Source organism: Corynebacterium aurimucosum, assembly GCF_030408555.1.
Lineage (GTDB): Bacteria > Actinomycetota > Actinomycetes > Mycobacteriales > Mycobacteriaceae > Corynebacterium > Corynebacterium aurimucosum.
Map to the genome: position 1 here is coordinate 610,659 of NZ_CP047048.1, position 21,425 is coordinate 632,083.

A 21,425-nucleotide genomic window follows, 5' to 3' on the forward strand; every position below is an offset into this window, starting at 1 on the left:
GTAACGCTCGGCTGTCTGATGCAACATACTCAGTGAGCCCACGAACAATATGGAGTTATTTAGTGTCTGTCCTTACCTTGCCTGGTTCGCGTAAGCGGGAATTCTCCCGCCTGTTTCGCGAGCATTACCCGGCGGTGCTGGCCTATTTGCGCCGCCGCGTCCCACCGAGTCACGCGGAAGAGCTGGCGGCTGATGTGTTTGAGCGAGCGTGGGCTGGCTTCGACTCTTTACGCGGCACGCCGCTGCCGTGGCTCTACGGCATCGCCCGCAATGTGATGCGGGAGTTCTACCGCACCCGGCGGGAGACGGAGAACCTCGACGACCATGAGCTGGAATCCTATGCCGGTTATGACGCAGTCGATGCCAATCTCGACATCACTCGCGCGTTGATGCAGTTGCCGCATGCCGAGCGCGAAATCCTCACCCTCCATGCGTGGGAGGGCCTCGACCACCCCGATATCGCCGAGGTCCTCGGCATTTCCCGCAATAACGTGCGCGTTCGACTGCACCGCGCGCGTACCCACCTATCCGAACTCACAGGAGAAACCGATGCCTAACTCTCTCGACAAACTCCGCGCCGCCAATCCTGTTCCCGACACCGCGCTTGACGACGCATCCCTCGCCCGCTCCGAAGACACCCTCGCACAGATTACGAAGGGTCGGTCCACGTGGACTATCGCGGCGGCTTCCGTCGCGGTGCTTGCGCTCATCGGTGGCGCCTTCCCGTTGCTCAATAACTCGGAGCCCGTGGCCTCGGCCGCAGAGATTCTGACGCAGGCCGGCGAAGCTGCGGCCACCCAGCCCGATGCCGTGGATAAAGGCGTGACCGCGAAGGAATACATGAAGCGCGTCGATACCCTCGGCGATGCCACCGCGATCACCGAATATGCGGTGGATGCCGGCGGTGCCGTGGAGGTCTCCTCGCAGGGAGAGGTCCCGGGCTTTGATCCGCAGCCCTCCATCAACCCAGAAGACCTCGTCGTTGCGACCGATCGCGCTGGGTTGGAGAAGCTGGCGGATTCCGCCCCGAATCGCGCGCTAGGCGCGCTGGAGCTGCTGCTCCAGCCGGGCCTGAGTAGCGAGCAGCAGAAGATTGCTTATGACATGCTGGCGGATGCGGAAGGCAATGAGGTCGGCACTGTTGAGGGCGAAGGCGAGGACCAGCTGGTCACCGTGATTCGCGATTCTGACCGCGTCTCCTTCTCCGTCTTGCCTGCGACCGGCCAACTGGTGCGCGTGGTCGGCCTCGTAGGCCCGGACGTGGAAACCACCATCGATGCCACCGCGATCTTGGACTGCGTCTCCGTCACAGGCCTGGAGGGCCCGGACCGCATCTCGCTAGCGTGCGCTGACAATAATTACCTGGTCAACGAATTAGACTGGCAGCGCTGGGGGGCCGACTCCGCAGAGGCAGAGGGCGTGGCGATTGAGAACGACTGCGACCCCAATTGCGCGGAAGGCACATTCAATGAGGATCGCGTCAAGGTGGTCGTCGACAAGCGCGTGGCGTGCGGCTACCATGCCGAGGTTTACTCTCGCGTGCGCGTGCAGTACCCGGATGGGCGCGAGGAAGAGCAGCAGATTGGCTGCGCGCCCTAGGTAAGTTGGCGCAGGGCGAACTGGCCGTACATCTCTCCTAAAGCCTCGGCGGTGTAATCACCGTCGGGGCTAAACCATTGGGCCACACCGATGCCCATATCGATGAGCGCCCAGCAGGCGATTTTGAGGTTCTCCGCATGGAAGTCACCCTCGTTGACCACGGCCATCCAGCGCGCGACATAGTCGCGGCGCAGCTGCAGGACGACGGACTTGTGGGGCTCTTCGAGGTTAGTGAGCTCGTTGTTGACCACGCGGACGCGCCGAGCATGGGTGGCATGGTAGATGACATGGGCTTTCATGGTGGCGACGAGCTTGTCGCGGGGATCGCTGAGCCCGGCGAGGCAGGCGGCGTTGGCGCGGAGGAGATCCTCCATGGCGGTGATGGTGACTTCAGCGAGGAGCTCCTGTTTGGAGGAGTAGTGGTTGTACAGGCTGGAGGCGCGCATGCCGACGGCCTTGGCGATGTCCTCCATGCCGGTGGCGTGGTAGCCGCGCTGGTCAAAGAGGTCGAGTGCGGCGGCGGCGATTTGGTCGCGGCGTCTCTGGTTGGCCATGGTGGGCGTCCTCCTCAATGAGCTAATGGTGGTTAGTGTACCTGCGATGTGGGGTGTGGGGGACGGTTGGGGGCTGGTTTGTCTGGTGACTGTCCTTGCGTGGTCGTGCCGCGTTGTGCGTGGTCGTGCCGCGTTGTGTGTGGTCGTGTCACGTTATGTGTGAGGCACTTGACAGCCAATGGAGGGTCAGGTCACAATTAGGGCTAATAGCCATTCGTATTGCCTGTTTATTGGAGAACTCACCATGTCTCACAACCTCTTTGAGTCCACCACTGATTTCTTGGGTGTTTTTGACAGCCTCTCTGAGTCCGATGCTGCGGGGTGGAAGCGTGCAGCGCAGTTTCGTGAGTACTCCGCCCCGGTGATCAACCAGCACTGGCAGGCTGCGGAGTACCCACTGGACTTGGTTCAGCGCTTGGGCGACTTGGACGTGATGACGGATGGCCTGGCGGTGGAAGGCCATGAACAGATGTCCACGCTTGGTGCTGGCCTGGCACTCATGGAGGTCACGCGCGCGGATGCCTCGATGGGCACGGTGATTGCGGTGCAGGCTGGGCTGGCCATGCGCTCAATTTCGATGTTGGGTTCTCCGGAACAGCAGGCCTTGTATTTGCCGCAGATGGCTTCGTGCTCTTTGCTTGGTGCCTTCGGGCTGACGGAACCGGCTCACGGTTCGGACTCAATTGCTTTGGAGACCACCGCGGTGCGCGACGGCGATGAATGGGTGCTTAATGGCGAGAAGAAGTGGATCGGCAACGGCGCTTCCGGCGGAATCACGATCATTTATGCGCGCATGGAGGACGGCAATGTTGGCGGTTTCATCGTCCCGCAGGACGCACCCGGCTACTCGGCTTCCGTTATCGAAGGCAAGCTGTCTCTTCGTGCTATCCACCAGGCACACATTACGTTGACCGACTGCCGCATCCCCGCCGCCAACCAACTGCCGGGCTGCCGCAGCTTCAAGGATGTGTCTCGCGTTCTCACCGCTACCCGCATTGGTGTGTCCTGGATGGCGCTGGGCTCCGCGGTGGCCTGCTACGAGATTGCCCGCTCGTATGTGCTGGAGCGCGTGCAGTTTGGTCGCGAGCTGGCGAAAGCGCAGATTATTCAGCAGCGCTTGGCCAATATGGTGCTTGACTTGAGCCAAATGATGCTGACCTGCCGTGAGGTCTCTTTGCGCGAAACCGCGGGGACCTTGGCCCCGGAGCAGGCCTCGGCGGCGAAGCTCCACAACACCCGCGCTGCTCGTCGAATTGCCGCTGATGCCCGCGACATGCTCGGCGGAGTCGGCATCCTGCTAGAAAACGACATCGCGCGCCACTTCGCCGACATCGAGGCCATGCACACCTACGAAGGAACCGATACCGTGCAATCCCTGATTATGGGCAAGAAGATTACCGGTTTCTCGGCCTACAAGTAGCGTTTCGAAGTGGCCCCATATTCCACCGTGCCCATCTTTTCCCACTATCGCGGTCATTCTAGGTTCGAGTCCTGGTGGGGAGGCCTCTGTTGGAACCGTCGTGAGCGGTCGAAGATGGTTCTGCTCAGAAGGCATTAGTGAGAAGGTTTGTTTGGGGGCAAACGAACCTTCTTTGTGCTGTTAGAAGGTTTACTTGGGTGCAAACGGGCCTTTTGACTAGAGACTTCTGAGTGAAGCCTTGTGAGTGGAACCTTGTGGATTACTTTGTTGAAGGATCAGCCAATTCGATGGATGAGTTGTAGTTATCCACAGACGGGGAATCGACCGTAGCTTTTGAGGGCTGGAAGCCATGATGATGGAAGCATGATTGACGATTCACACCTCATTTACCTACGACCCCTTTCGAACAACCACCCTGTGTGGAAACAACTTGCTTCAGGTGAACTTATTCGCCTCACCTCGCGTTACGCGATAAACAGCGAGTACTATTCAGCTCTTCCTTACTACCAACGCCATCTCTTTGACATCGTTGCCTTCGGGCGTAGCGCTCATCGGTCAGTTCTCGTGGAAAGATCTGCGGCCAAACTGTTGGGCTTGTGGACGCTGTCGTCTCGGGACGCACAGGTTGTTCTAGCACGGCAATCCAAAACAGTCCCGCCGCGACGGCAATGGGATAGCAAGGTGATGTACCGAAAAATGTGGCTGCCAACCTCAGACATTATGGAGCGCTTCGGGCTTCGGTGCACGTCGGTTGCGCGCACCTGCATCGACGTCGCACGGCTTGCGACGTTTGAGGAAGGGCTGATGGCTGTCGACTCCGCTTTGCGCAAACGACTCGTTAGCATTGACGATTTACGGTCAATGATCACGGCAATGGGCCGTGTAAAAGGTGCTGCTCAGGCTAGGAAAGTGGTTATGCATGCTACCGCCCTCGCCGAATCTCCCTATGAGTCCTATGCGCGCGGCATGTTAATTGTGGAAGGTCTGGGAAAGAATCTCGTGGTTCAGCCAGAGCTTCAGGGTGGGTATCGGCCGGACTTGCTTCTCAACGGCAAAGTCATCATGGAAATAGACGGCGCTGTGAAGTACGACGGAGCGACCTACGGAAAATCTACCGAAGCGGTGATACGGGCTGAGCGGCAAAGAGAGAAATACCTTCAGAATCTCGGATACATCGTGCTGCGCTATTCACCACGGGATCTTCTCCAGAACCGAGAACAGGTTCTTAACGAGGTGCGCGGTGCGTTAAACACCGTGCAACCTCGTTCAGCCTAGCGAGCCTCCTTGTCAGCACGAGGGCGCTGCCAGATGGTTTCATTCAGAAGGCATTAGTGAAAAGGTTTGTTTGGGGGAAAACGAACCGTTTGTAAACGCCTAGATGGTTTACTTGGGGGGGGGGAATGCGACCGGGGAAGCCCAACGCATGTGGGCCTCGAGCATTCGCGTTTTAGCGCTTCAGCCCCGCGATCATGGTCTTCAAGTTGCTGCGCAGGAAATCCTCGTAGGTTCCCGCGACCGTGCCCGGCTTGCCGAGCTCATCGGAGTGCAGTGGCTCGTCGAAGATCGGAATCCCGGCCTCCTTCGAGACGGTCTTCATGGGGCGCGTATCCACGTTCGACTCCACGAACAGGTGCTTCGGGCGCTTGTCCTTCAGCTGGCGCACGAGGTGTCCGATCTGCGCGGGGGAGCCGTTTTCATCCGTGTCGATCTGCCAGATATACAGCTGCTCCATGCCGTAGGTGTCGACCATGTATTGGAAGGCATGTTCACTGGCCACGAGCACACGATCCTCCTTCGGCAGCGCACCGATCTGCTCGCGGTAGTCGGCGTCGATGCTCTCCAGCATGGCCTTGTACTCCGCCCCCTTCTCCTCGATGTGCTCGGCACGCTCGGGCAGGGCCTCGGCCAGCGCCGCGGTCACGTTCTCGGCCATCGCGATGCCGACGGTCGGGTCCAGGAAGGCGTGCGGGTTGATCTCCTGATTGCCCTTTTCGTCCTTGAGGTACTTCGGTTCCACGCCCTTGGTGGCCTCGACCATCTGGGAATCGTCCAGGCCCGCGGTGTTTTTCAGTTTCGCGAGCCAGCCGTGCTCACCGCCCTCGAGGTTCAGCCCGTTGTAGAACAGCAGGTCGGCGTCGCTCGTCGCATCCAGGTCCGCGGGCAGGGGGTCGTAGTCGTGCGGGTCCGTGCCGGTCGGCACGAGGTTATGGACGTCCACCGCCTCGCCGCCGATCTCCTCCACCAGGTCCGCCAGCAGCGTGAAGGTGGTGACGACGTTCAGCTGCTCACCGTCTGCCTTCTCCTCCGTCGAGAAGGTCACGGCCCCGAACACGAGGGCACCGCCCACCAGGAGGGCCAACAGCGCGGCCAGTGGCTTATTGCCCAGCGAGCGAGCAATCAGTCCCTTGCCTGGCGCGAAGAGGAAAGCCAGCAGGAACAGCGCGCTGGCGGTCAGCACGATCGTCACGCCGGAGGACACGTTGTAGCTATAGCTCAGGAACAGCCCCACTACGGAGCTGAGCGCCGAGATCGCCACTGAAAGCCCGATCATCACTCCCAGCCGGTTCGTCAGCAGGTACGCCGCCGACGCCGGAGTAATCAGCAGGGAGACCACCAGGATCACGCCCACCGTCTGCAGGGAAATGACCGTCACCAGCGTGAGCACCACCATCAGCCCGTAGTGGATTGCCCGCACGGGCACGCCAGCCGACTGCGCCATGACGGGGTCGAAGGTGCTGAGCTTGAGCTCCTTGTAAAAGACCAGCGTGAGAATCAGCACGGCAGCGGCAATACCGATCGAGAGGTTGCGGTCGGCGTCCTGAACGGTCAGGACGTTGCCGAAGAGGATCTCCGTCAGATCCGTCGCCGTCTGCGCTTTCGCCATGAGCAGCACGCCGATCGCGAAGAAGGTGGAAAAGACGATGCCGATCGCCGAATCGTTCTTCACAGTGGAGCGTTCGCTGATCAGCCCGATCGCCAGTGTGGCGAGTAGACCCGCGACCACCGCCCCGAGGAAGAGGTTCGTGCCGAGCAGGTAGGAGGCCGCGACCCCCGGTAGTACGGCGTGCGAGATGGCGTCGCCGATCAGGGCCATGCCGCGCAGCACGATGAAGCTGCCGACGATGCCGCAGGCCACGCCCACGATCACCGAGGTGATCAGCGCTTTTTGCAGGTAGCCGTGGCTGAGTAGTGAGTCGAGGAACTCCGCGATCATGCTGTCTCCTCCTGGAGGGCTGCCTGCCGTGGCGTGGGGTGGGCTGGTGCTGACGGCTCGCGGATGACGAGCGCGCCGAAGGCCTTCTGCAGCACGTCGGGGACGAAGACCTCCTCGGTGGGACCCGCCGCGACGAGCTCGCCGTTGAGGACGATGAGGTCGTTGTAGTAGCCGCGCACCGTGTTCATGTCGTGGTGCACGACGACGACGTGCTTGCCCGCGTCCGCCATCTGCCGCAGCAGGGTCACGATCGTCTTCTCGCTGGGGACGTCGATGCCGACGAAGGGCTCGTCCAGGAAGATGTACTCCGCGTCCTGGACGATGGCGCGGGCAAAGAGGACGCGCTGGAACTGTCCGCCCGAGAGTTCGCTGATGTGGCGGTGGCGAAAGTCCCACATGTCGACGTCCTTGAGAGCCTGGGTGGCTGCTTCGCGTTCGGCCTTGCCGGGGCGGTGGAAAAGACCCAGGCGCGGGTAAGTGCCCATCAGGACGGTGTCGAAGACGCTGGTGGGGAAGTTGCGGTCGAGGTCAGAGCGCTGCTCGATATAAGCGATTGCGCGGCGCTGCTCGGCGGGGGCCTTGCCGTCGAGGGTGACGGGGTAGCCGGCAGGGGCGCCGGTGGGGCCTGTGCCGTGGACGTTGTGTTTGTCCAGGATCTGGAGCATCGCCTTCATGAGGGTGGATTTGCCTGAGCCGTTGGGGCCGATGATGCCGTGCATGCCGGGGGAGTCGAGGGTGAAGCTGATGTTCCGAATCGCGGTGTTCGCGCCGTAGCTCACGCTCAAGTTCTGGACGCTAATACTCATGGCAGCCAAGAATAGTGTTCAGTTCAATGAATCACCAAATTCAATGTATTGAACTTTGGGGTGGGGTGGTGTTGGGGGGTGTCCCTATGTTTTTGTCAAGTGCCAGACCGATGTTGACGAGCACAGTCTTGGGAGTAGTTTCTTAGGCGTGCCTAGGAGCCGGCCAGCGTGTGCTGGTCGGCTTCGTCTTTGGGGCTTTATGCGGCGACGGGGCGTGGCGGGATTTCGCGGAAGAACTCCTTGTTTTTCAGCATCGCGTAGATGACATTGCATCGGCGTCGTGCCAGGCAGATGACTGCTGCGTTGTGGCGTTTTCCTTCAGCGCGTTTGCGTTCGTAATACCGCCGTGACGGTTCGTGGCTGCGGATAACTGCGAATGCGGAGTAGAACAAGGCGTTTTTCAGTCGTTTATTGCCTGACCGTGCCGGGAATTCACCTCTGATCGACGAACCGGATCGTCTAGTCACGGGTGCTATTCCAGCATAAGCAGCTAAGTGGCCAGCACTAGCGAAGTCGGAGCCATCACCGATCTGGGGTTGCCCGCAAATCGTGGACACGTAGTGGAGCTACCTAGTGGTTAGGCAGCTATTTCTTTTCTGCTGTTGATTGCGCCGGTGTGGTTCTCGAAGTCGACGGGGCTGACCATTCCGAGTGCAGAGTGCCGGCGCCGACGGTTGTAGACGACTTCAATCCAGTAGGCAACGGCCTTGCGTGCAGCATCACGGGTAGGCCATCGCTTACGGTCGTAGAATTCAGTCTTTAGCGTCGACCAGAACGACTCAGCCATCGCGTTATCGAAGCACACACCAGTACGCCCCACAGACTGAGCAATGCCCAGTCTGCTGCAGACCTCCCAGAGCTTCTCACTGGTAAATTGCGTTCCGCGGTCAGCGTGAAACACCAGCCCATCAGGAACATCACCGCGCAGTGTATGCGCCATCCGCAGGGCCCGTTCGACCAGGTGTGTGTCTTGCACGCTATCCATAGCCCAGCCCAGCACTCTGCGGGAATGACCATCGCGGACCGCGCACAAGTACAACCAGCCCTCACCGGTGCGAAGGTAGGTAATATCTGACATCCACACTCGGTTGAGCTCACCAGTATCAAACATGCGCTTGACCAGGTCAGGAAGACTCGACTTACGCTTGGCTTGGATTGTAGTCACCGGGACAAAGGCACGCGGTGAAATCCCTTCAATGCCCATCATGCGCATCCGCTTCGCCACAGTCTTACGGTTAAGCGAAATGTGGTAGCGCTCGGCAAGCTCTGCGGTGATCCGCGGAGCACCATAAACCTCATCGGAGTCTTTCCAAATCTGATGAATCTTACGGTCAACATCATCGTAAAATGCTGCCCGATCATCCTTTCCGGATAGTCGTTTCTGCTGCACATGGGCCCATTTGTAGTATCCAGACCGAGATACTTTTAATAGTCGTGCCATGCGCTTGATGCTGTAGTTCGCCTTCTCCTGCTGCATTAGTTCGAACTTTTCTGCTCGCGTTGCCTCAAAGCGAAGAAGGCTGTCGCTTTTGACAAAAACTCGTTATCCATCTTGGCTTCCGCCAACTCACGGCGCAGACGAGCATTCTCAGCACGAAGATCAGCCTCACTCATCCCATCCGAGGCTCCTCGGCGTTCACGCTCGAGTTTGACCCACCGGCCTAAAAGCCCGGCGGAAACACCGATTTCCTTAGCCACATGGGCAATTGGGCGCTCTGACTCGATTACCAGGTTCGCGGCCTCACGCCGGTACTCCGGCGTGTACTTCTTGCGCTGTTGACTCACAATGAACATCCTCTCTTACGGACACAAGATCCGTACAAATAGGGTGTCCACTAAACGAGGGTAACCTCAGATCGCAAGAAGGATCTGCGCTGCGGTCTTGATGCCGACTCCGGGCATACTCATCAAGACCTCACAAAGAGGGAAATCAGCGAGCATCTCTTCAACCTGCTCAGCAATGGTGTTTCGTTGCTCTTTGAGGGCCTGGATGTTTGCAGCCAGTTGAGGAATTACTAACTCGGCGGCATCGCTTCCAGGCACGGTGACTGTTTGAGCTTTCAGCGCTGTAAAAATGTCGTCTACCAGCGGGGTGGGGTCTTTACGTGTGCGCTTGATCATCCAGTTCAACACTCGTTGGTATCCGGCTCTTTTTAGCCCCTGCGGTCCCTTGTAATGGATCAATAATTCCAGGATCGGCGTGCGAGTCAGGGTGCTACCAGCAAAAACTCGTTCCAGGCTGGGGTAGATCTGGGTGAGGACACTGCGAAGCCGATTGACAGTGCGAGTGCAATCGCGGGCGATGTCATCATCGAAGCCGGACAGCATCTTTAGGGCGGAGAGTACCTCATCATTGCGGTCGACGGCACGTAGCGTGTGGGGCATTGTGCGGGCGGTGTCGGCGATGATGAATGCGTCGCGTTTGTCTGTTTTGCACGTCCCGGATAGAGATCTGCAGCTTTGCGCATCGCAAGACCTGGCAGGTATCCGACTTCGCAACCGCAGTCCCGGGCTACAGCAATCGGTAGTGCGCCGATGGTGTTGGGTTGGTCGACGATCACGAGCACGGTGCCAAGCTTCTGAAGCTGGTGAAAAACGCCTGCTAGTTCGGATTCGAGTTGAGGCAACGGTTTGTCGAAGACCTTGTTGCCATCACGGTCTAAGGCGCAGGCGTGGTGTTCAGATTTGCCGACGTCTAACCCAAGGAATATGTCGATGGAATGCTCCGGAGACATGATGAGCTCCTAGAAAACGAGATGGGTATGGCGTTGTTCCAGTCGCTGGTGTCATGACCTTCGTTGCAAGCACCCACGTTACAAAGAGACCTAGTTTAAAACTGGCCGTGTCCCTATCAGCTGTCATCGAAAGTCCTGGCACCCGGCGGCAACACCCCCCGGATTATGGAAACTACAGGGCAGGTAAGCCATACCGGGACCAGCGACTATCCCCATTATCGGGGACACTCACAAGGTAACGGGCAAGTAAACCATGTGACTAATGCCTTTTAAGTGGAACCATGTGCAAGTTTGAGCTGTACACAGAATGACCAGCTCAAACTTGCAAGTGACCAGCTTAAACCTGCCTGTCAATTGCCGGTCCAGGTCGCAACGAACAAGGAGAAACCCCACTCCGAAAAAGGGAGCGGGGTTGGGAAATAGAAGCGGCCGGGGCTAGTTGTTGAGGGGCTTGCGGGTTGCGGCCATGTGTTTGGCGCGCTCCACGTTGGCTGGGAGGAGGACCAGCGGTACGTCGAATTCCACTTCGCGCTCACAGAACTCGGTGAAGCTCAGCGAAGCCGAGGCGGAGTTGGAGGAAGTAGGGGCGGTATACATCTCGGCGAGCTTGGCCACGATAACGTGGTCGTTCTCGGTGGTGCCCTCGATGGGCCAGTCATGGTCCAAGGCGGGGGAGCCGGAGTACATCTCGATAGAAGCGTCTGCAGGCGGGGTGTAGGAGGCAGCCAGGTCCGCGGCCTCGAGCAAAGCGTGAGCGAGGACGTGGTCGAAGGACATGAGCACGACGTCATCCGAAGCCAAGAAACCAGCCTTCTGTGCCTCGAAAGCAGAAGAGAAGTTGCGCGCCGAGGCGATGAAGTCGAAGGCCTTCTGGTGATAGTCTTCGACACCGGCCGCCTTGAGCCGCTCCAGCGAAGAGATCGTGCCCGTCCAGCCTGGGTAGAGACCCACCGTGCGCTCCGGGAAACCGAGGCGCGTATCAGCATGAGCAACAATGCGGTCGCAGGCCAGTGCAGTTTCAAAGCCACCGCCCAAGGCAACACCCCGCACAGCCGCCACCACGGGAACCGGGGCGAACTTGAGCGCACGCAGGGTCTTGGAGCCATCCGCGATCAAAGATTCGACGCGCGACGCGGAACCCGATTCACCCGCAGCCGCAATGGACGCGAGGTCCGCCCCCGCGCAGAAGACCGGCTTGTCGTTAGCAATGACCAGAGCGACAAGGTTGGAAGAGGGCACAGCGTCGAGGGCGGCGCAGATAACTTCAAGGGCAGGGGCAGGCAAGGAATTCATCGGCGTGTGCAGGTCGATGATGCCGATGCGCCCAGCTGAGGTAGATACCGCGTGGACTGCGCCCGCCTCCAGAGAAACGATGGTCTCAGTATCAAGAGAAGACAGCGTTACGACGCCCTCGCGCGGCGCGAGCTCCTGACGAGAACCCGTCGAGGACAGCACTGAGCCCTCGCCATAAAAGCCACCCGCCTGAGCAGCAGCGGAGACCAATTCAGGAACGTCTGCACCATAAGCGGAGGCGACGTGGTCGATACCGATGGCGTCGGCAAGCGCGAAGATGCCCTTCTTCCAGCCGAAGCCTAAGGTCAGTCCCTCGTCGATGAGGCCCACGTGGTCCGCGATGGAGGGAGCTACTTCGCAGCAGTAGGCCAGCGTGTCGAGGAAGACCGCGCGGGCAAAACGGCCGCCGGGGGAGTCAGTGTCCATGACCTCGCGCGGATCCTTGAGGCCCACGACAGGATCGGAGGGTTGAGTACGGGGCACGTACTCGTAAGAGGAGTTGATGACCTCGTCACGGCCGCGATAGAAGCCACCCTCACCAGTGCGGCCGGTCAGCCCCCGAGAAACGAGACCTTCGATGAAGGAGTCATCACCAAGGGGGACGTCAAGCAGCGGATCACCTGCCGGCAAGGCCGTCTCCAAAGACTTCCAAATGGGCTTGACCAGCTGGAGACCGATGTAGTCGAGCAGCCCGAAAATACCGGTGCGGGGGATGCCGAAGGCGCGGCCGAAGGCAGCGTCCGCAAGCTCGTAGCTCACGTCGAACTCGCGGGCGCGGGCCACGCCGGCGGCCATCCAGTAACAGCCCACGCGGTTGGCAATGAAGCCCGGCGTATCGCGGCACTCAAGCGCAATCTTGCCCAGGGTTTGCTCGATGGTCGTTCGCAGAGCAGCCTCCGTGGAGCCGGAAGCGATGAGCTCTACCAGGCGCATGACCTTCGGTGGGTTGAAGAAGTGTGTGATGGCGAACTTGTCGCGGCGGGCTTCCGGCACGCCCTCCAGGAGCGACGCCAGTGGCAGGGTAGAGGTATTCGAGCTCAACAGAGCATCCGCAGACAAATGAGGCTCAATGGCCTGATAGAGCGAATGCTTGGCGCCGAGGTCTTCGAAGATGGCCTCGATGATCCACTCGCGGTCCTCCAGCAGGGCGTAGTCATCGCTGGCGCGCACGCGCTCGGCAAATTCCGGCAGGTGGAAACCCTTGCGCTTGAGCTGGATCTCGACGCCTCGCTGGGCGCCCTCCGCGTTCTGGTCCAGCAGCACGACGTCCATGCCGGCCGACGCACACAGTGCCGCAATGCCGGATCCCATAGAACCTGCTCCGATGACGGCTACCTTGGTGATGCTCATTTACTTCGCTCCATTCTCAATAATCATGGCGATTCCCTGACCGCCGCCGATGCACATGGTGACCAGGCCATAGCGCTTGCTTTCGCGGCGCAGCGCATAAGCTAGCTTGGTCAGCAGGATGATGCCCGTCGCGCCAACCGGGTGGCCGTGCGCGACGGCACCGCCATAGATATTCGTCTTGGCCGGGTCGAAGCCCAGCTGGTCCTGCACGGCGATGGCTTGGGCGGCGAAGGCCTCGTTTGATTCGATGAGGTCAATATCCTGCAACTCCAGGCCGGCCTTCTCAAGCGCCTTCGGCACTGCAGCCACCGGACCGATGCCCATGCGCGTCGGGTCCACGCCCGCGATGGACCAGGACACAATCTTCGCCAGCGGGTCTAGGCCACGCTTGGTCACCTCCTCTGCGGTGGCCAGCACGGCGGCCGCAGCGCCATCGTTGATGCCGGAGGCGTTGCCGGCGGTGACGGTTCCATCTTTAACGAAGACCGGCTTGAGCTTTGCCAGCTTCTCGACGCTCGTCTCCCGCACGCTCTCATCAAAGTCCAGCTCGCCGACGCGGACGATTTCCTCGGCATGCACACCCTCCGCGCGGGCCTTCGCGGCGCGCTCTTGGGATTCGGCGGCGAATTCGTCCTGGCGTTCGCGGGAGATGTTGTTATCCGCAGCGACGTTTTCTGCGGTCACGCCCATGTGCCCGGTGCCGAAGGGGCAGGAGAGTGCGCCGGTGAGCCAGTCGTAGAGTTTGCCATCCCCCATGCGCTTGCCAAAGCGCGCTCCTTCGACGGAGTAGGGCGCGTTACTCATGGATTCTGCGCCGACGGCTAACGCTAGAGAGCCGTCGCCAGACTGCAGGAGTTGGGCTGCACTGATGACTGCTTGGACACCGGAGCCGCAGAGGCGGTTAACGCCCATGGCAGTGGAGGAGTCTGGCAACCCTACGTTCCGGGCAATCGCGCGGGAGAGATAGAGGTCCTTCGGCACAACGGGCATGACGTTGGAGGCCACGGCGGTGTCGAGGTCTTCTCCTGAAAGCCCCGAACGCTCAATAGCCGTTTCGGCCGCAAGGGAGCCAAGTTCGGTCAGGGAAAGCCGCGCGAGGCTGCCGCCGAATTTGCCGATAGGCAGGCGTGCAGCCCCGGCGATGTAAATGTCCTGGGGCATGAATTCCTCCATAGATTTATGCGAATGGCCATTAGTTAACTTGTATCCTAGGTCACTTTCTATTGCCGTGCAATGAAATCAGGCGAGGGGTGTGGGGGTGGCTGCACTTTTGGCGTGGGTGTAACGTGCGCCACCCCCGCGCTGTTTACAGATTGTTCAACAACCCTTATGCTTTCACCAACGTTTAATGCGACCTTCGTCACGAAAGGTGCCCAACAATGAGTTCGGAACCCACCAATCCCTCCGCTTCCCAGGAAGCCGCCCAGAACGCGCCGCAAGAAGTGCAGGCCCCCAAGGGCATCGGCGCCATGGCCGGCGCCATGTTCCTCATGGCCACCTCCGCTATCGGCCCGGGCTTTTTGACCCAAACCTCCGTCTTCACCGTGCAGATGGGCGCGGCCTTTGCCTTCGCCATTGCGCTGTCGATCATCGTCGACATCGCCATCCAGCTGAACGTGTGGCGTGTGCTCGCCATCTCCGGCATGCGTGCCAACGAGCTGGGTAATACTGTTCTGCCCGGGCTGGGATGGTTCCTCGCCATTCTCGTCTTCATCGGCGGCATGGTCTTTAATATCGGCAACATCGCCGGCTCGGGCCTCGGCCTTAACGCCCTGCTGGGCATCGATGCTCGTATCGGCGGCCTTATCGCCTCCGCTATCGCCATCTTCATCTTCTTGTCCAAGCGGGCGGGCGTCGCGCTCGACCGCATCGTCGCCGCGCTGGGCGCCATCATGATTCTGCTCATGCTTTACGTGGCGATTGTTTCCCAGCCGCCGGTGGGCGAGGCGCTGAAGAACACCGTCATGCCGGAGAGCGTCGATTTCTTCGTCATCACCACCCTCATCGGCGGCACGGTGGGCGGCTACATCACCTTCGCCGGTGCGCACCGCCTCATCGACTCCGGCCTGTCCGGACCGGAAAACGTCAACGCGATTACCAAGACCTCTGTCCTCGGCATCATCGTCACCGGCATCATGCGCGTGCTGCTCTTCCTCGCGGTCCTGGGTGTCGTCGCCACGGGCGTTGCCCTCTCTGAAGACAACACGGCTGCCGATGCCTTCCGCCACGCCGCCGGCGAATTTGGTCTCCGCGCCTTCGGCGTTGTGCTCTTCGCTGCCGGCTTGTCCTCCGTTATCGGCGCGTCCTGCACCTCGATCACCTTCGTGACCACCCAGAAGGTCAGCCCGCGCACCCGCAATTTCCTCACCGTAGGCTTCATCGTTGTCTGCGCCATTCTCTTCGGCATTCTCAACTCCGCGCCGCAGAAACTCCTCATTTTCGCGGGTGCCTTCAACGGCATCATCCTGCCCATCGCTTTCGCTATGGTGATGTGGGTCGCGTTCAAACGCCACGACCTTACCCACGGTGTTAAGCAGCCGATGTGGCTGCTCATCGCCGGTGTGTTAGCACTCGTGCTGGAAATCTTCATTGGCGTTAAATCCATCTCGGGAATCGTTAACCTATGGGCATGATGCAGACTCCCGCAGAAGTGCGCGCCTTTGCCCGCGCACACGACATGACCACCACTGCCGGCCACGCCCGCGGCTTTATGCAAGCCAACCTCATTGCCCTGCCGCGCGAGTACGCCTTCGACTTCCTTCTCTTCGCGCAGCGCAATCCCAAGCCATGCCCCATCGTCGGCGTGCTGGAAGCAGGACAGTTCACCTCCGACCTCATTCCGAACGGCGATATTCGCACCGACATTCCCGCCTACAACATCTACGAGGACGGCCAGCTCACGCAGACGCTTGGCGACGCTTCCCCTTTCTACTCCGAAGATATCGTCTCCTTCCTCATCGGTTGTTCCTTTACCTTTGAGAACGCCCTTCTGGAGAACGGCATCTCCATTGCGCACATCGAGCAGGGCCGCAACGTACCGATGTATCGCACGTCCATCGCCACCACCCCAGCCGGGGTCTTCTCCGGGCCGATGGTCGTATCGATGCGCCCGATCCCCGCGAACCAGGTCTCTGATGCCGTCCGCATCACCTCCCGCTACCCAGGCGTCCACGGTGCCCCAGTGCACGTCGGCGACCCGGCAGCCATCGGCATCGAAGACCTATCGCAGCCCGATTTCGGCGAAGCCGTCGACATTCCTGAGGGCACAATCCCGGTCTTCTGGGCGTGCGGCGTGACCCCGCAGGCCATCGTGATGAACTCGCGTCCCAGCCTGGCCATCACGCATGCCCCAGGCAAGATGCTCGTCACCGACATCCCGGACCGCGACTTCCTCATCCCCTGAGCCCCAGTTCGGTGGCGTTTCCTCTAGCTCTCATGACGCCGATACATGGTTCTACTCAGATGGTTCTGGTCAGAAGGTTTGTTTGGGGGAAACAAACCTTCTGTGAATGCGTACATGGTTCACTTGGGGGTAAACGAACCTTTTGACCCGAACCATCTCACTAGAACCATGTGGGCCGAGCAGTTTCGCGCGGGTGGAACCGGCTAACAGGAGCGTAGAGGACTCGGAGACTAAAGGACCCGAAGAATCGATTCCATCGCGCGCATCAAGTCCGCGCGGCAGGCATCGGCGGCGGCCTCACGTTCGCCTTGCGCGATGAGGTGGGCTAAGTCGATGTTGGCCTGCACGTGGTTATCGTGAATCTGCGGGTAGCGCTCCAATGTCAGCAAGAAGGTGAGTCGCATGCGCGCTAGGAGATGAGACATGGAGCGGTCCAGCGTCGGTGAGCCCAGACCAGCGACCAACCTCTTGTGGAAGCGCTGGTTGATGAGGGGGCGGGGAGCGCCGTCTTGCACGGCGGATTCGGTCAGCCGCACCAGCTCGCCCGGGTCCTCGAAGGTGGCATAGCGTGCCGCGGCCGGCTCGATGGCGGCGCGCGCTAAATAAAGATCGCGCACGAAATCGGCATCGGGCGTGGCAATGAAGACACCCCTGTGCGGGATGCGCTCCACGATGCGCTCGGAAGCGAGCATGGCGAAGGACTCCCGCAGGGTGTTGCGGGAGCATTCGAAGCGCTCGGCCGCGCGGACCTCGCTGAGCTGTTGCCCAGGCATGTACTCGCCTTCGGAGATGGCGGCGCGGAGCGCGGAGGCGACGGAATCTGCAAGCATGCGACTTACAGTAGCCCGCCGCTTAAGAAATCGTGGCGATTACCGCGCCCGGTTCCAGCCTCGAGCCTTCCGTTGCCACCCGGCTTAGCTTGCCCGCAGACGGAGCCTTGACCGCAGATTCCATCTTCATTGCCTCGATCGTGGCGATAGCCTGGCCTTCTTCGACCGTCTCGCCGTCTTCTACGTTCCATGCCACGAGGTTGGCCTCGTAGGGGCAGGTCACCTCGTTGCCGCTGCCGCTGGCTCCAGACGCCGCGCTTGCCGACGCCCCCTTCACCGGCCCCTGCGACAACATCTCCGTGGGGAAGCCCACGCTGACCAGCTTGCCGTCGATTTCCAGCGCCACGCGGGTGCGCTGCGCGTAGATGGCCTCCACCGGAACGGTGGCGCTCGTGGCCTCCGCTGACGGGCGGTAATTGTGGTCGAGCCAGTCGGTGTAGATGCCGGCCGCGGCATCGGCGTCGCCATGGTCCACGAGGACCTGGGAGGAGACCATATCGCGGTGGAAGGGCAGCACGGTGCGAACACCTTCGATATCGAATTCCTGAAGGGCCTGCTGCGCGCGTTTCAGCGCGATCTCGCGGGTTGGGCCCCAGACCAGGAGCTTGGCCACGAGCGAGTCATAGTAGGGAGGCACGATGGATCCGGTGCGCACGCCGGAATCGACGCGGATGCCAGGGCCGGTCGGCGGCTCGAAGCGCACGATGGTACCGGGGCACGGCGCGAAGCCGTTGAGGATGTCCTCGGCGTTAATGCGGAACTCGAAGGCGTGGCCTTCGGACACAGGGTCTGAAGCATGAGCTTCAGACGCATGCGCTTCAGACGCATCGGACGAAGATGAGGACACGAAGGAAAGGGGTTCGCCGGAGGCGATGCGGAATTGCTCGGCGATGATGTCCACGCCCGTGACCATCTCGGTCACCGGGTGCTCCACCTGGACACGAGTATTGACCTCGAGGAAGGAAATCGTGCCATCTTCGGAGACGATGTACTCCACCGTGCCGGCACCGGTGTAGCCCACCTTCGCGCAGATGGCGCGGGCACCCTCGTGGATGCCGGTGCGCTGTTCGTCGGAAAGCGCGGGCGCCGGGGCTTCCTCGATGAGTTTTTGGAAGCGGCGCTGCGTGGAGCAATCGCGGGTGCCCAGCACGGCGACGTTGCCGTGCGTATCGGCCAGAATCTGCGCCTCCACGTGGCGCGGGTGCGTCAGGAATTTCTCCACGTAGCACTCCGCGCGGCCGAAGGCCTCCTTGGCCTCGCGGCCGGCGGAGTTGAAGGCCGCCTCGATGTCCTCGAGGTTTTCCACCACCTTCAGGCCGCGTCCGCCGCCGCCGTATGCAGCCTTGATGGCGATGGGCAGGCCGTGCTCCTCAGCGAAGGCGCGGGCCTCCTGCCAGTCATCGATGGGATCAGAAGTACCCGGTGCCAGTGGGGCGCCGACCTCCTCGGCCACGCGGCGCGCGGCAATCTTGTCGCCGAGCAGCTCGATGGACTCAGGCGACGGGCCAATCCACGTCAGGCCGGCCTCGGCCACGGTGCGGGCAAAGTCGGCGTTCTCCGAGAGGAAGCCGTAACCGGGGTGGATGGCGTCAGCGCCGGCGCGCACGGCGATATCGAGGAGAGCCGGGATGTTCATGTAGGTATCCGCCGCGGAGTTGCCGGGCAGGGCATAGGCTTCGTCGGCCACCTGGGTGTGCAGGGCGCCGGCATCGGCTTCGGAGTAAATGGCGATGGAGCGGATGCCCAGGTCACGCGCGGTGCGGGCGATACGGACGGCGATCTCGCCGCGGTTAGCAATAAGGACTGCAGAGATCATGGGTGGGTGTTCCTTTACTAGTATTTAAGCGAGTTCAAAGCGGACCGTCGCCCCCGGCGGGAGCTGCGCGGCGATATCAATATCTTCTTCGAGGACTGTGGCGATGACCGGGTAGCCACCGGTCACGGCGTGATCGCGGAGGAAAATCACGGGCTCGCCACTCGGCGGTACCTGGACGGAGCCAGCGACCATGCCCTCCGAGGGCAGCTCGCCCTCCCGGGCGCGGCTCAACGCCACGGAGCCCTCCGGGCCGACCAGGCGCACGCCCACGCGGTTGGACTGTGCAGTAACGGTCCACTCGGTGGCCAGGAACGCCTCCAGACTTTCGGGCGTAAACCAGTCATCGCGCGGGCCGAGCACGCAGCGCAGCACACCCTCGGTCTGGCCGTGCGCGCCTTCGCGCACGCGCATCGGGTTGCTCAGCTGCGCATCCGTCATTGCGGTGGAGCGGGGGAGGACACCGATGACATCGCCCAGCCGTACCGGTGTAGGCCCCAGCCCGGAGAGCACGTCGGTGGAGGCTGAGCCCAGCTCCGCATCCGCCACGATGCCGCCGCGGATGGCGATGTAGCTGCGCAGGCCCACCGTTGCGGGATCCACCGTCACTGTGGAGCCGGCGGTGACGAGCACCGGGCGCGCGAGGTGCACCGGCATATCGTCGAGAAGCACGCGGGATTGGGCGCCGGTGACGCACACGACGGCGTCGGTCAGCGCGCGCAGGCGAATGCCGCCGATATTCTCTAGTACGGTGGCGCCGCGCGGGTTGCCCACCGCGACGTTAGCTGTGGCTGCAGCGGCCAAGTCCGCAGCACCCGATGGCGTGACGCCCAGGTTGCCGCGGCCGGGGCGGCCCTGATCCTGGAAGAGGGTGAGCAGCCCCGCATCGAGGACCTCCAAGCGCGGCAAGCGCGCCGGGGTGCGGCGGCCAAAAGGCGTGGTGGACACCACGTCCGGCAGCGAGCTCACCGCGCGGTAGAATACGCGGTCACCGGGCTGGACCAGTGCCGGCGGGTGGGCATCAGATTCCCACATCGGAGTCGAAGTAGTGCCCAACAGCTGCCAGCCGCCCGGGGAGACGCGCGGATAGACCGCGGAGAAACCGCCGGCAATACCGACGGCACCCGCCGGCACCGCGGTGCGCGGGGTGGCACGGCGCTCGATGTTGAAATTCTGCGCCGAGTCCGCCGGGGTGCAATAAGTAAAACCGGGCGCGAAGCCGCCAAAAGCGGCGAGCCACTCGGTGGACGTGTGCCAATCAATGAGGCCTTCGCGCGACATGCCCATCAACTCGGCGGCCTCATCGAGGTCCTCGCCGTCATAGAGAACGTCGATCTCCACAAAGCGCGGATCCTCGCCCGCCTGCGCGGTGGGGCGGAAATCCTGCAGCTTCTCAGCGGCTGCGGCGGCGGAGTTCGGCGTGGCAAAGGTCAGCAGCAAGGTGGTGGCGGCGGCAATCGCATCGACTTGGTCCTTGAGTGGATTAGCGTCGAGCGCCGCGTGCCACGCCATGACTTGGGACAAGTCCTCTAGCTCTACGAGCAGCGCGCGCGTTCCTACGGGGTGAATATGCATCAGATGGCGCTCCGAATCTCAATTCCGTGCGCCTGCAGTTCCTTGACCACACCGCGCAGCAGCTGGACCGCGCCGGGCGAATCACCGTGCGTGCACACCGACTGGGCATCCACGTTGAGTACGGAGCCGTCGATGGCGGTAATAGAGCCGGTTTCGGCGACCTCGAGCACGCGCTTGACGACGTCCCCCTCATCACCCATTACCGCATTCGCCTCGCGTCGTGAGACGAGCGTGCCATCGGGGTTGTAGTTGCGGTCGGCGAAGGCCTCGCGGATGACGGTGAGGCCCTTCTTTTCGGCGATGTCGACGGCGATGCCGCCGGGCAGCAGCATGACGGGCAGGTCGCCGAAGGCCTTGATGCCGTCGATAACCGCGTGGGCCTGGGCCTCGTGGTGGACGATGGTGTTATACATTGCGCCGTGCGGCTTCACGTAGGCCACCTGTGTCCCGTTGGCCTGGGCCAGGGCCTGGAGGGCACCGATTTGGTAGGTGATTTCGGCGGCAAGCTCGGCAGGTGCGTAATCGATGAAGCGGCGGCCGAATGCTGCTGGGTCGTTATAGCCAACGTGCGCGCCGACGGTAACTCCTGCCTCTGCGGCCGCCTTGAGCGTTTCCGCGATGGAGTGCGGGTCACCGGCGTGGAAGCCGGTGGCGACGTTGGCGGAGGAGACAAGCTGGAGCATCGCGGCGTCATCGGCCACGGGGTTGCCGGCGGTGGTTTCGCCGAGGTCAGCGTTGAGGTCTATGTGGAGCGCGCTCATTACAGGAGGACACCTCTTCTATAGTTCCCGAATTGTTGAACAATCTATGGGTGCCTAGTGTAGCCCGCATCA

Annotated in this window: 16 protein-coding genes and 2 pseudogenes; 6 read left to right on the forward strand and 12 right to left on the reverse strand. The window is 61.4% G+C overall.

The features are described 5' to 3' along the window. Positions 1–62 precede the first annotated feature (62 nt). Entirely contained in the window at positions 63–557 is a 495-nt protein-coding gene (locus CAURIM_RS02940; RefSeq protein ID WP_010189329.1) for an RNA polymerase sigma factor, read from the forward strand. Beyond that, the gene (locus CAURIM_RS02945) at positions 550–1,599 is read left to right on the forward strand and encodes a hypothetical protein (protein WP_201828643.1); all 1,050 of its coding nucleotides are present in this window, start codon (positions 550–552) and stop codon (positions 1,597–1,599) included. The genes CAURIM_RS02940 and CAURIM_RS02945 overlap by 8 nt, the downstream gene beginning before the upstream one ends. On the opposite strand, the gene CAURIM_RS02950 is transcribed toward CAURIM_RS02945, so the two are convergent. Next, complete coding sequence (locus CAURIM_RS02950) at positions 1,596–2,153, reverse strand: TetR/AcrR family transcriptional regulator (RefSeq protein ID WP_070644336.1); 558 nt, start codon at positions 2,151–2,153, stop codon at positions 1,596–1,598. The two genes, CAURIM_RS02945 and CAURIM_RS02950, sit on opposite strands and share 4 nt — an antisense overlap. Before the next feature lie 244 nt (positions 2,154–2,397). Here CAURIM_RS02950 and CAURIM_RS02955 point away from each other — a divergent pair, with 244 nt between their 5' ends. Both CAURIM_RS02955 and CAURIM_RS02960 read left to right on the forward strand, forming a co-directional pair. Further along, the gene (locus CAURIM_RS02955; RefSeq protein ID WP_070644334.1) at positions 2,398–3,573 is read left to right on the forward strand and encodes an acyl-CoA dehydrogenase family protein; all 1,176 of its coding nucleotides are present in this window, start codon (positions 2,398–2,400) and stop codon (positions 3,571–3,573) included. A gap of 363 nt (positions 3,574–3,936) precedes the next feature. Then, entirely contained in the window at positions 3,937–4,848 is a 912-nt protein-coding gene (locus tag CAURIM_RS02960; protein WP_083312710.1) for a DUF559 domain-containing protein, read from the forward strand. A gap of 172 nt (positions 4,849–5,020) precedes the next feature. Here the strand turns inward: CAURIM_RS02960 and CAURIM_RS02965 are convergent, their stop codons facing one another. The 7 genes and pseudogenes from CAURIM_RS02965 to CAURIM_RS02995 form a co-directional block, all read right to left on the reverse strand. Then, positions 5,021–6,787: a metal ABC transporter solute-binding protein, Zn/Mn family gene (locus CAURIM_RS02965; protein WP_222865187.1), complete on the reverse strand. Its 1,767-nt coding sequence runs from the start codon at positions 6,785–6,787 to the stop codon at positions 5,021–5,023. Beyond that, on the reverse strand, positions 6,784–7,593 hold the full coding sequence (locus CAURIM_RS02970) for a metal ABC transporter ATP-binding protein (protein WP_035006260.1): 810 nt from the start codon (positions 7,591–7,593) through the stop codon (positions 6,784–6,786). The genes CAURIM_RS02965 and CAURIM_RS02970 overlap by 4 nt, the downstream gene beginning before the upstream one ends. A 197-nt stretch (positions 7,594–7,790) precedes the next feature. Then, a pseudogene (locus CAURIM_RS02975) lies at positions 7,791–8,126 on the reverse strand (transposase); the annotation flags it as partial. 44 nt (positions 8,127–8,170) lie between these two features. Then, positions 8,171–9,387, reverse strand: a protein-coding gene (locus tag CAURIM_RS02980) for an IS3 family transposase (protein ID WP_201827686.1) whose coding sequence is annotated in 2 segments (ribosomal slippage) — positions 8,171–9,126 and positions 9,126–9,387 — 1,218 coding nt in all. Because the reading frame shifts where the segments join, the coding sequence is not laid out codon by codon here. Between the two features lie 60 nt (positions 9,388–9,447). Further along, positions 9,448–10,328: pseudogene (locus CAURIM_RS02985) on the reverse strand (IS110 family transposase); the annotation flags it as partial. A 435-nt stretch (positions 10,329–10,763) separates the two neighbouring features. Further along, entirely contained in the window at positions 10,764–12,971 is a 2,208-nt protein-coding gene (locus CAURIM_RS02990) for a 3-hydroxyacyl-CoA dehydrogenase/enoyl-CoA hydratase family protein (protein WP_201828642.1), read from the reverse strand. Then, positions 12,972–14,132, reverse strand: a complete 1,161-nt coding sequence (locus tag CAURIM_RS02995) for an acetyl-CoA C-acyltransferase (RefSeq protein ID WP_201828641.1) — start codon at positions 14,130–14,132, stop codon at positions 12,972–12,974. A gap of 308 nt (positions 14,133–14,440) precedes the next feature. Here CAURIM_RS02995 and CAURIM_RS03000 point away from each other — a divergent pair, with 308 nt between their 5' ends. Both CAURIM_RS03000 and CAURIM_RS03005 read left to right on the forward strand, forming a co-directional pair. Next, positions 14,441–15,604: an NRAMP family divalent metal transporter gene (locus CAURIM_RS03000; RefSeq protein ID WP_201829639.1), complete on the forward strand. Its 1,164-nt coding sequence runs from the start codon at positions 14,441–14,443 to the stop codon at positions 15,602–15,604. Beyond that, positions 15,595–16,374 carry a putative hydro-lyase gene (locus tag CAURIM_RS03005; protein WP_408909949.1) on the forward strand — a complete coding sequence of 260 codons (780 nt, stop codon included), beginning with the start codon at positions 15,595–15,597 and terminating at the stop codon, positions 16,372–16,374. Before CAURIM_RS03000 ends, CAURIM_RS03005 begins: the two co-directional genes overlap by 10 nt. 230 nt (positions 16,375–16,604) lie before the next feature. Here CAURIM_RS03005 and CAURIM_RS03010 read toward each other — a convergent pair whose 3' ends face one another. Genes CAURIM_RS03010 through CAURIM_RS03025 form a run of 4 tightly spaced genes read right to left on the reverse strand, consistent with a single transcriptional unit; the run spans position 16,605 to position 21,353 of the window. Further along, a complete protein-coding gene (locus CAURIM_RS03010) occupies positions 16,605–17,204 on the reverse strand; it encodes a GntR family transcriptional regulator (RefSeq protein WP_070446320.1) in 600 nt (199 codons plus the stop codon). Between the two features lie 22 nt (positions 17,205–17,226). Beyond that, positions 17,227–19,020 (reverse strand): acetyl/propionyl/methylcrotonyl-CoA carboxylase subunit alpha, encoded by a 1,794-nt coding sequence (locus tag CAURIM_RS03015; protein WP_201828640.1) that lies wholly within the window; start codon positions 19,018–19,020, stop codon positions 17,227–17,229. A 24-nt stretch (positions 19,021–19,044) separates the two neighbouring features. Continuing rightward, complete coding sequence (locus tag CAURIM_RS03020) at positions 19,045–20,592, reverse strand: 5-oxoprolinase subunit B/C family protein (RefSeq protein WP_201828639.1); 1,548 nt, start codon at positions 20,590–20,592, stop codon at positions 19,045–19,047. After that, positions 20,592–21,353, reverse strand: a complete 762-nt coding sequence (locus CAURIM_RS03025; RefSeq protein ID WP_070716977.1) for a 5-oxoprolinase subunit PxpA — start codon at positions 21,351–21,353, stop codon at positions 20,592–20,594. Before CAURIM_RS03025 ends, CAURIM_RS03020 begins: the two co-directional genes overlap by 1 nt. Positions 21,354–21,425 lie beyond the last annotated feature (72 nt).

Bases quoted from the DNA above. Each gene is read 5' to 3' on its own strand.
- CAURIM_RS02945 (WP_201828643.1), top strand. From the start codon at position 550: ATGCCTAACTCTCTCGACAAACTCCGCGCCGCCAATCCTGTTCCCGAC.
- CAURIM_RS02950 (WP_070644336.1), bottom strand. From the start codon at position 2,153: ATGGCCAACCAGAGACGCCGCGACCAAATCGCCGCCGCCGCACTCGAC.
- CAURIM_RS02955 (WP_070644334.1), top strand. From the start codon at position 2,398: ATGTCTCACAACCTCTTTGAGTCCACCACTGATTTCTTGGGTGTTTTT.
- CAURIM_RS02960 (WP_083312710.1), top strand. From the start codon at position 3,937: ATGATTGACGATTCACACCTCATTTACCTACGACCCCTTTCGAACAAC.
- CAURIM_RS02965 (WP_222865187.1), bottom strand. From the start codon at position 6,787: ATGATCGCGGAGTTCCTCGACTCACTACTCAGCCACGGCTACCTGCAA.
- CAURIM_RS02970 (WP_035006260.1), bottom strand. From the start codon at position 7,593: ATGAGTATTAGCGTCCAGAACTTGAGCGTGAGCTACGGCGCGAACACC.
- CAURIM_RS02990 (WP_201828642.1), bottom strand. From the start codon at position 12,971: ATGAGCATCACCAAGGTAGCCGTCATCGGAGCAGGTTCTATGGGATCC.
- CAURIM_RS02995 (WP_201828641.1), bottom strand. From the start codon at position 14,132: ATGCCCCAGGACATTTACATCGCCGGGGCTGCACGCCTGCCTATCGGC.
- CAURIM_RS03000 (WP_201829639.1), top strand. From the start codon at position 14,441: ATGGCCGGCGCCATGTTCCTCATGGCCACCTCCGCTATCGGCCCGGGC.
- CAURIM_RS03005 (WP_408909949.1), top strand. From the start codon at position 15,595: ATGGGCATGATGCAGACTCCCGCAGAAGTGCGCGCCTTTGCCCGCGCA.
- CAURIM_RS03010 (WP_070446320.1), bottom strand. From the start codon at position 17,204: ATGCTTGCAGATTCCGTCGCCTCCGCGCTCCGCGCCGCCATCTCCGAA.
- CAURIM_RS03015 (WP_201828640.1), bottom strand. From the start codon at position 19,020: ATGATCTCTGCAGTCCTTATTGCTAACCGCGGCGAGATCGCCGTCCGT.
- CAURIM_RS03020 (WP_201828639.1), bottom strand. From the start codon at position 20,592: ATGCATATTCACCCCGTAGGAACGCGCGCGCTGCTCGTAGAGCTAGAG.
- CAURIM_RS03025 (WP_070716977.1), bottom strand. From the start codon at position 21,353: ATGAGCGCGCTCCACATAGACCTCAACGCTGACCTCGGCGAAACCACC.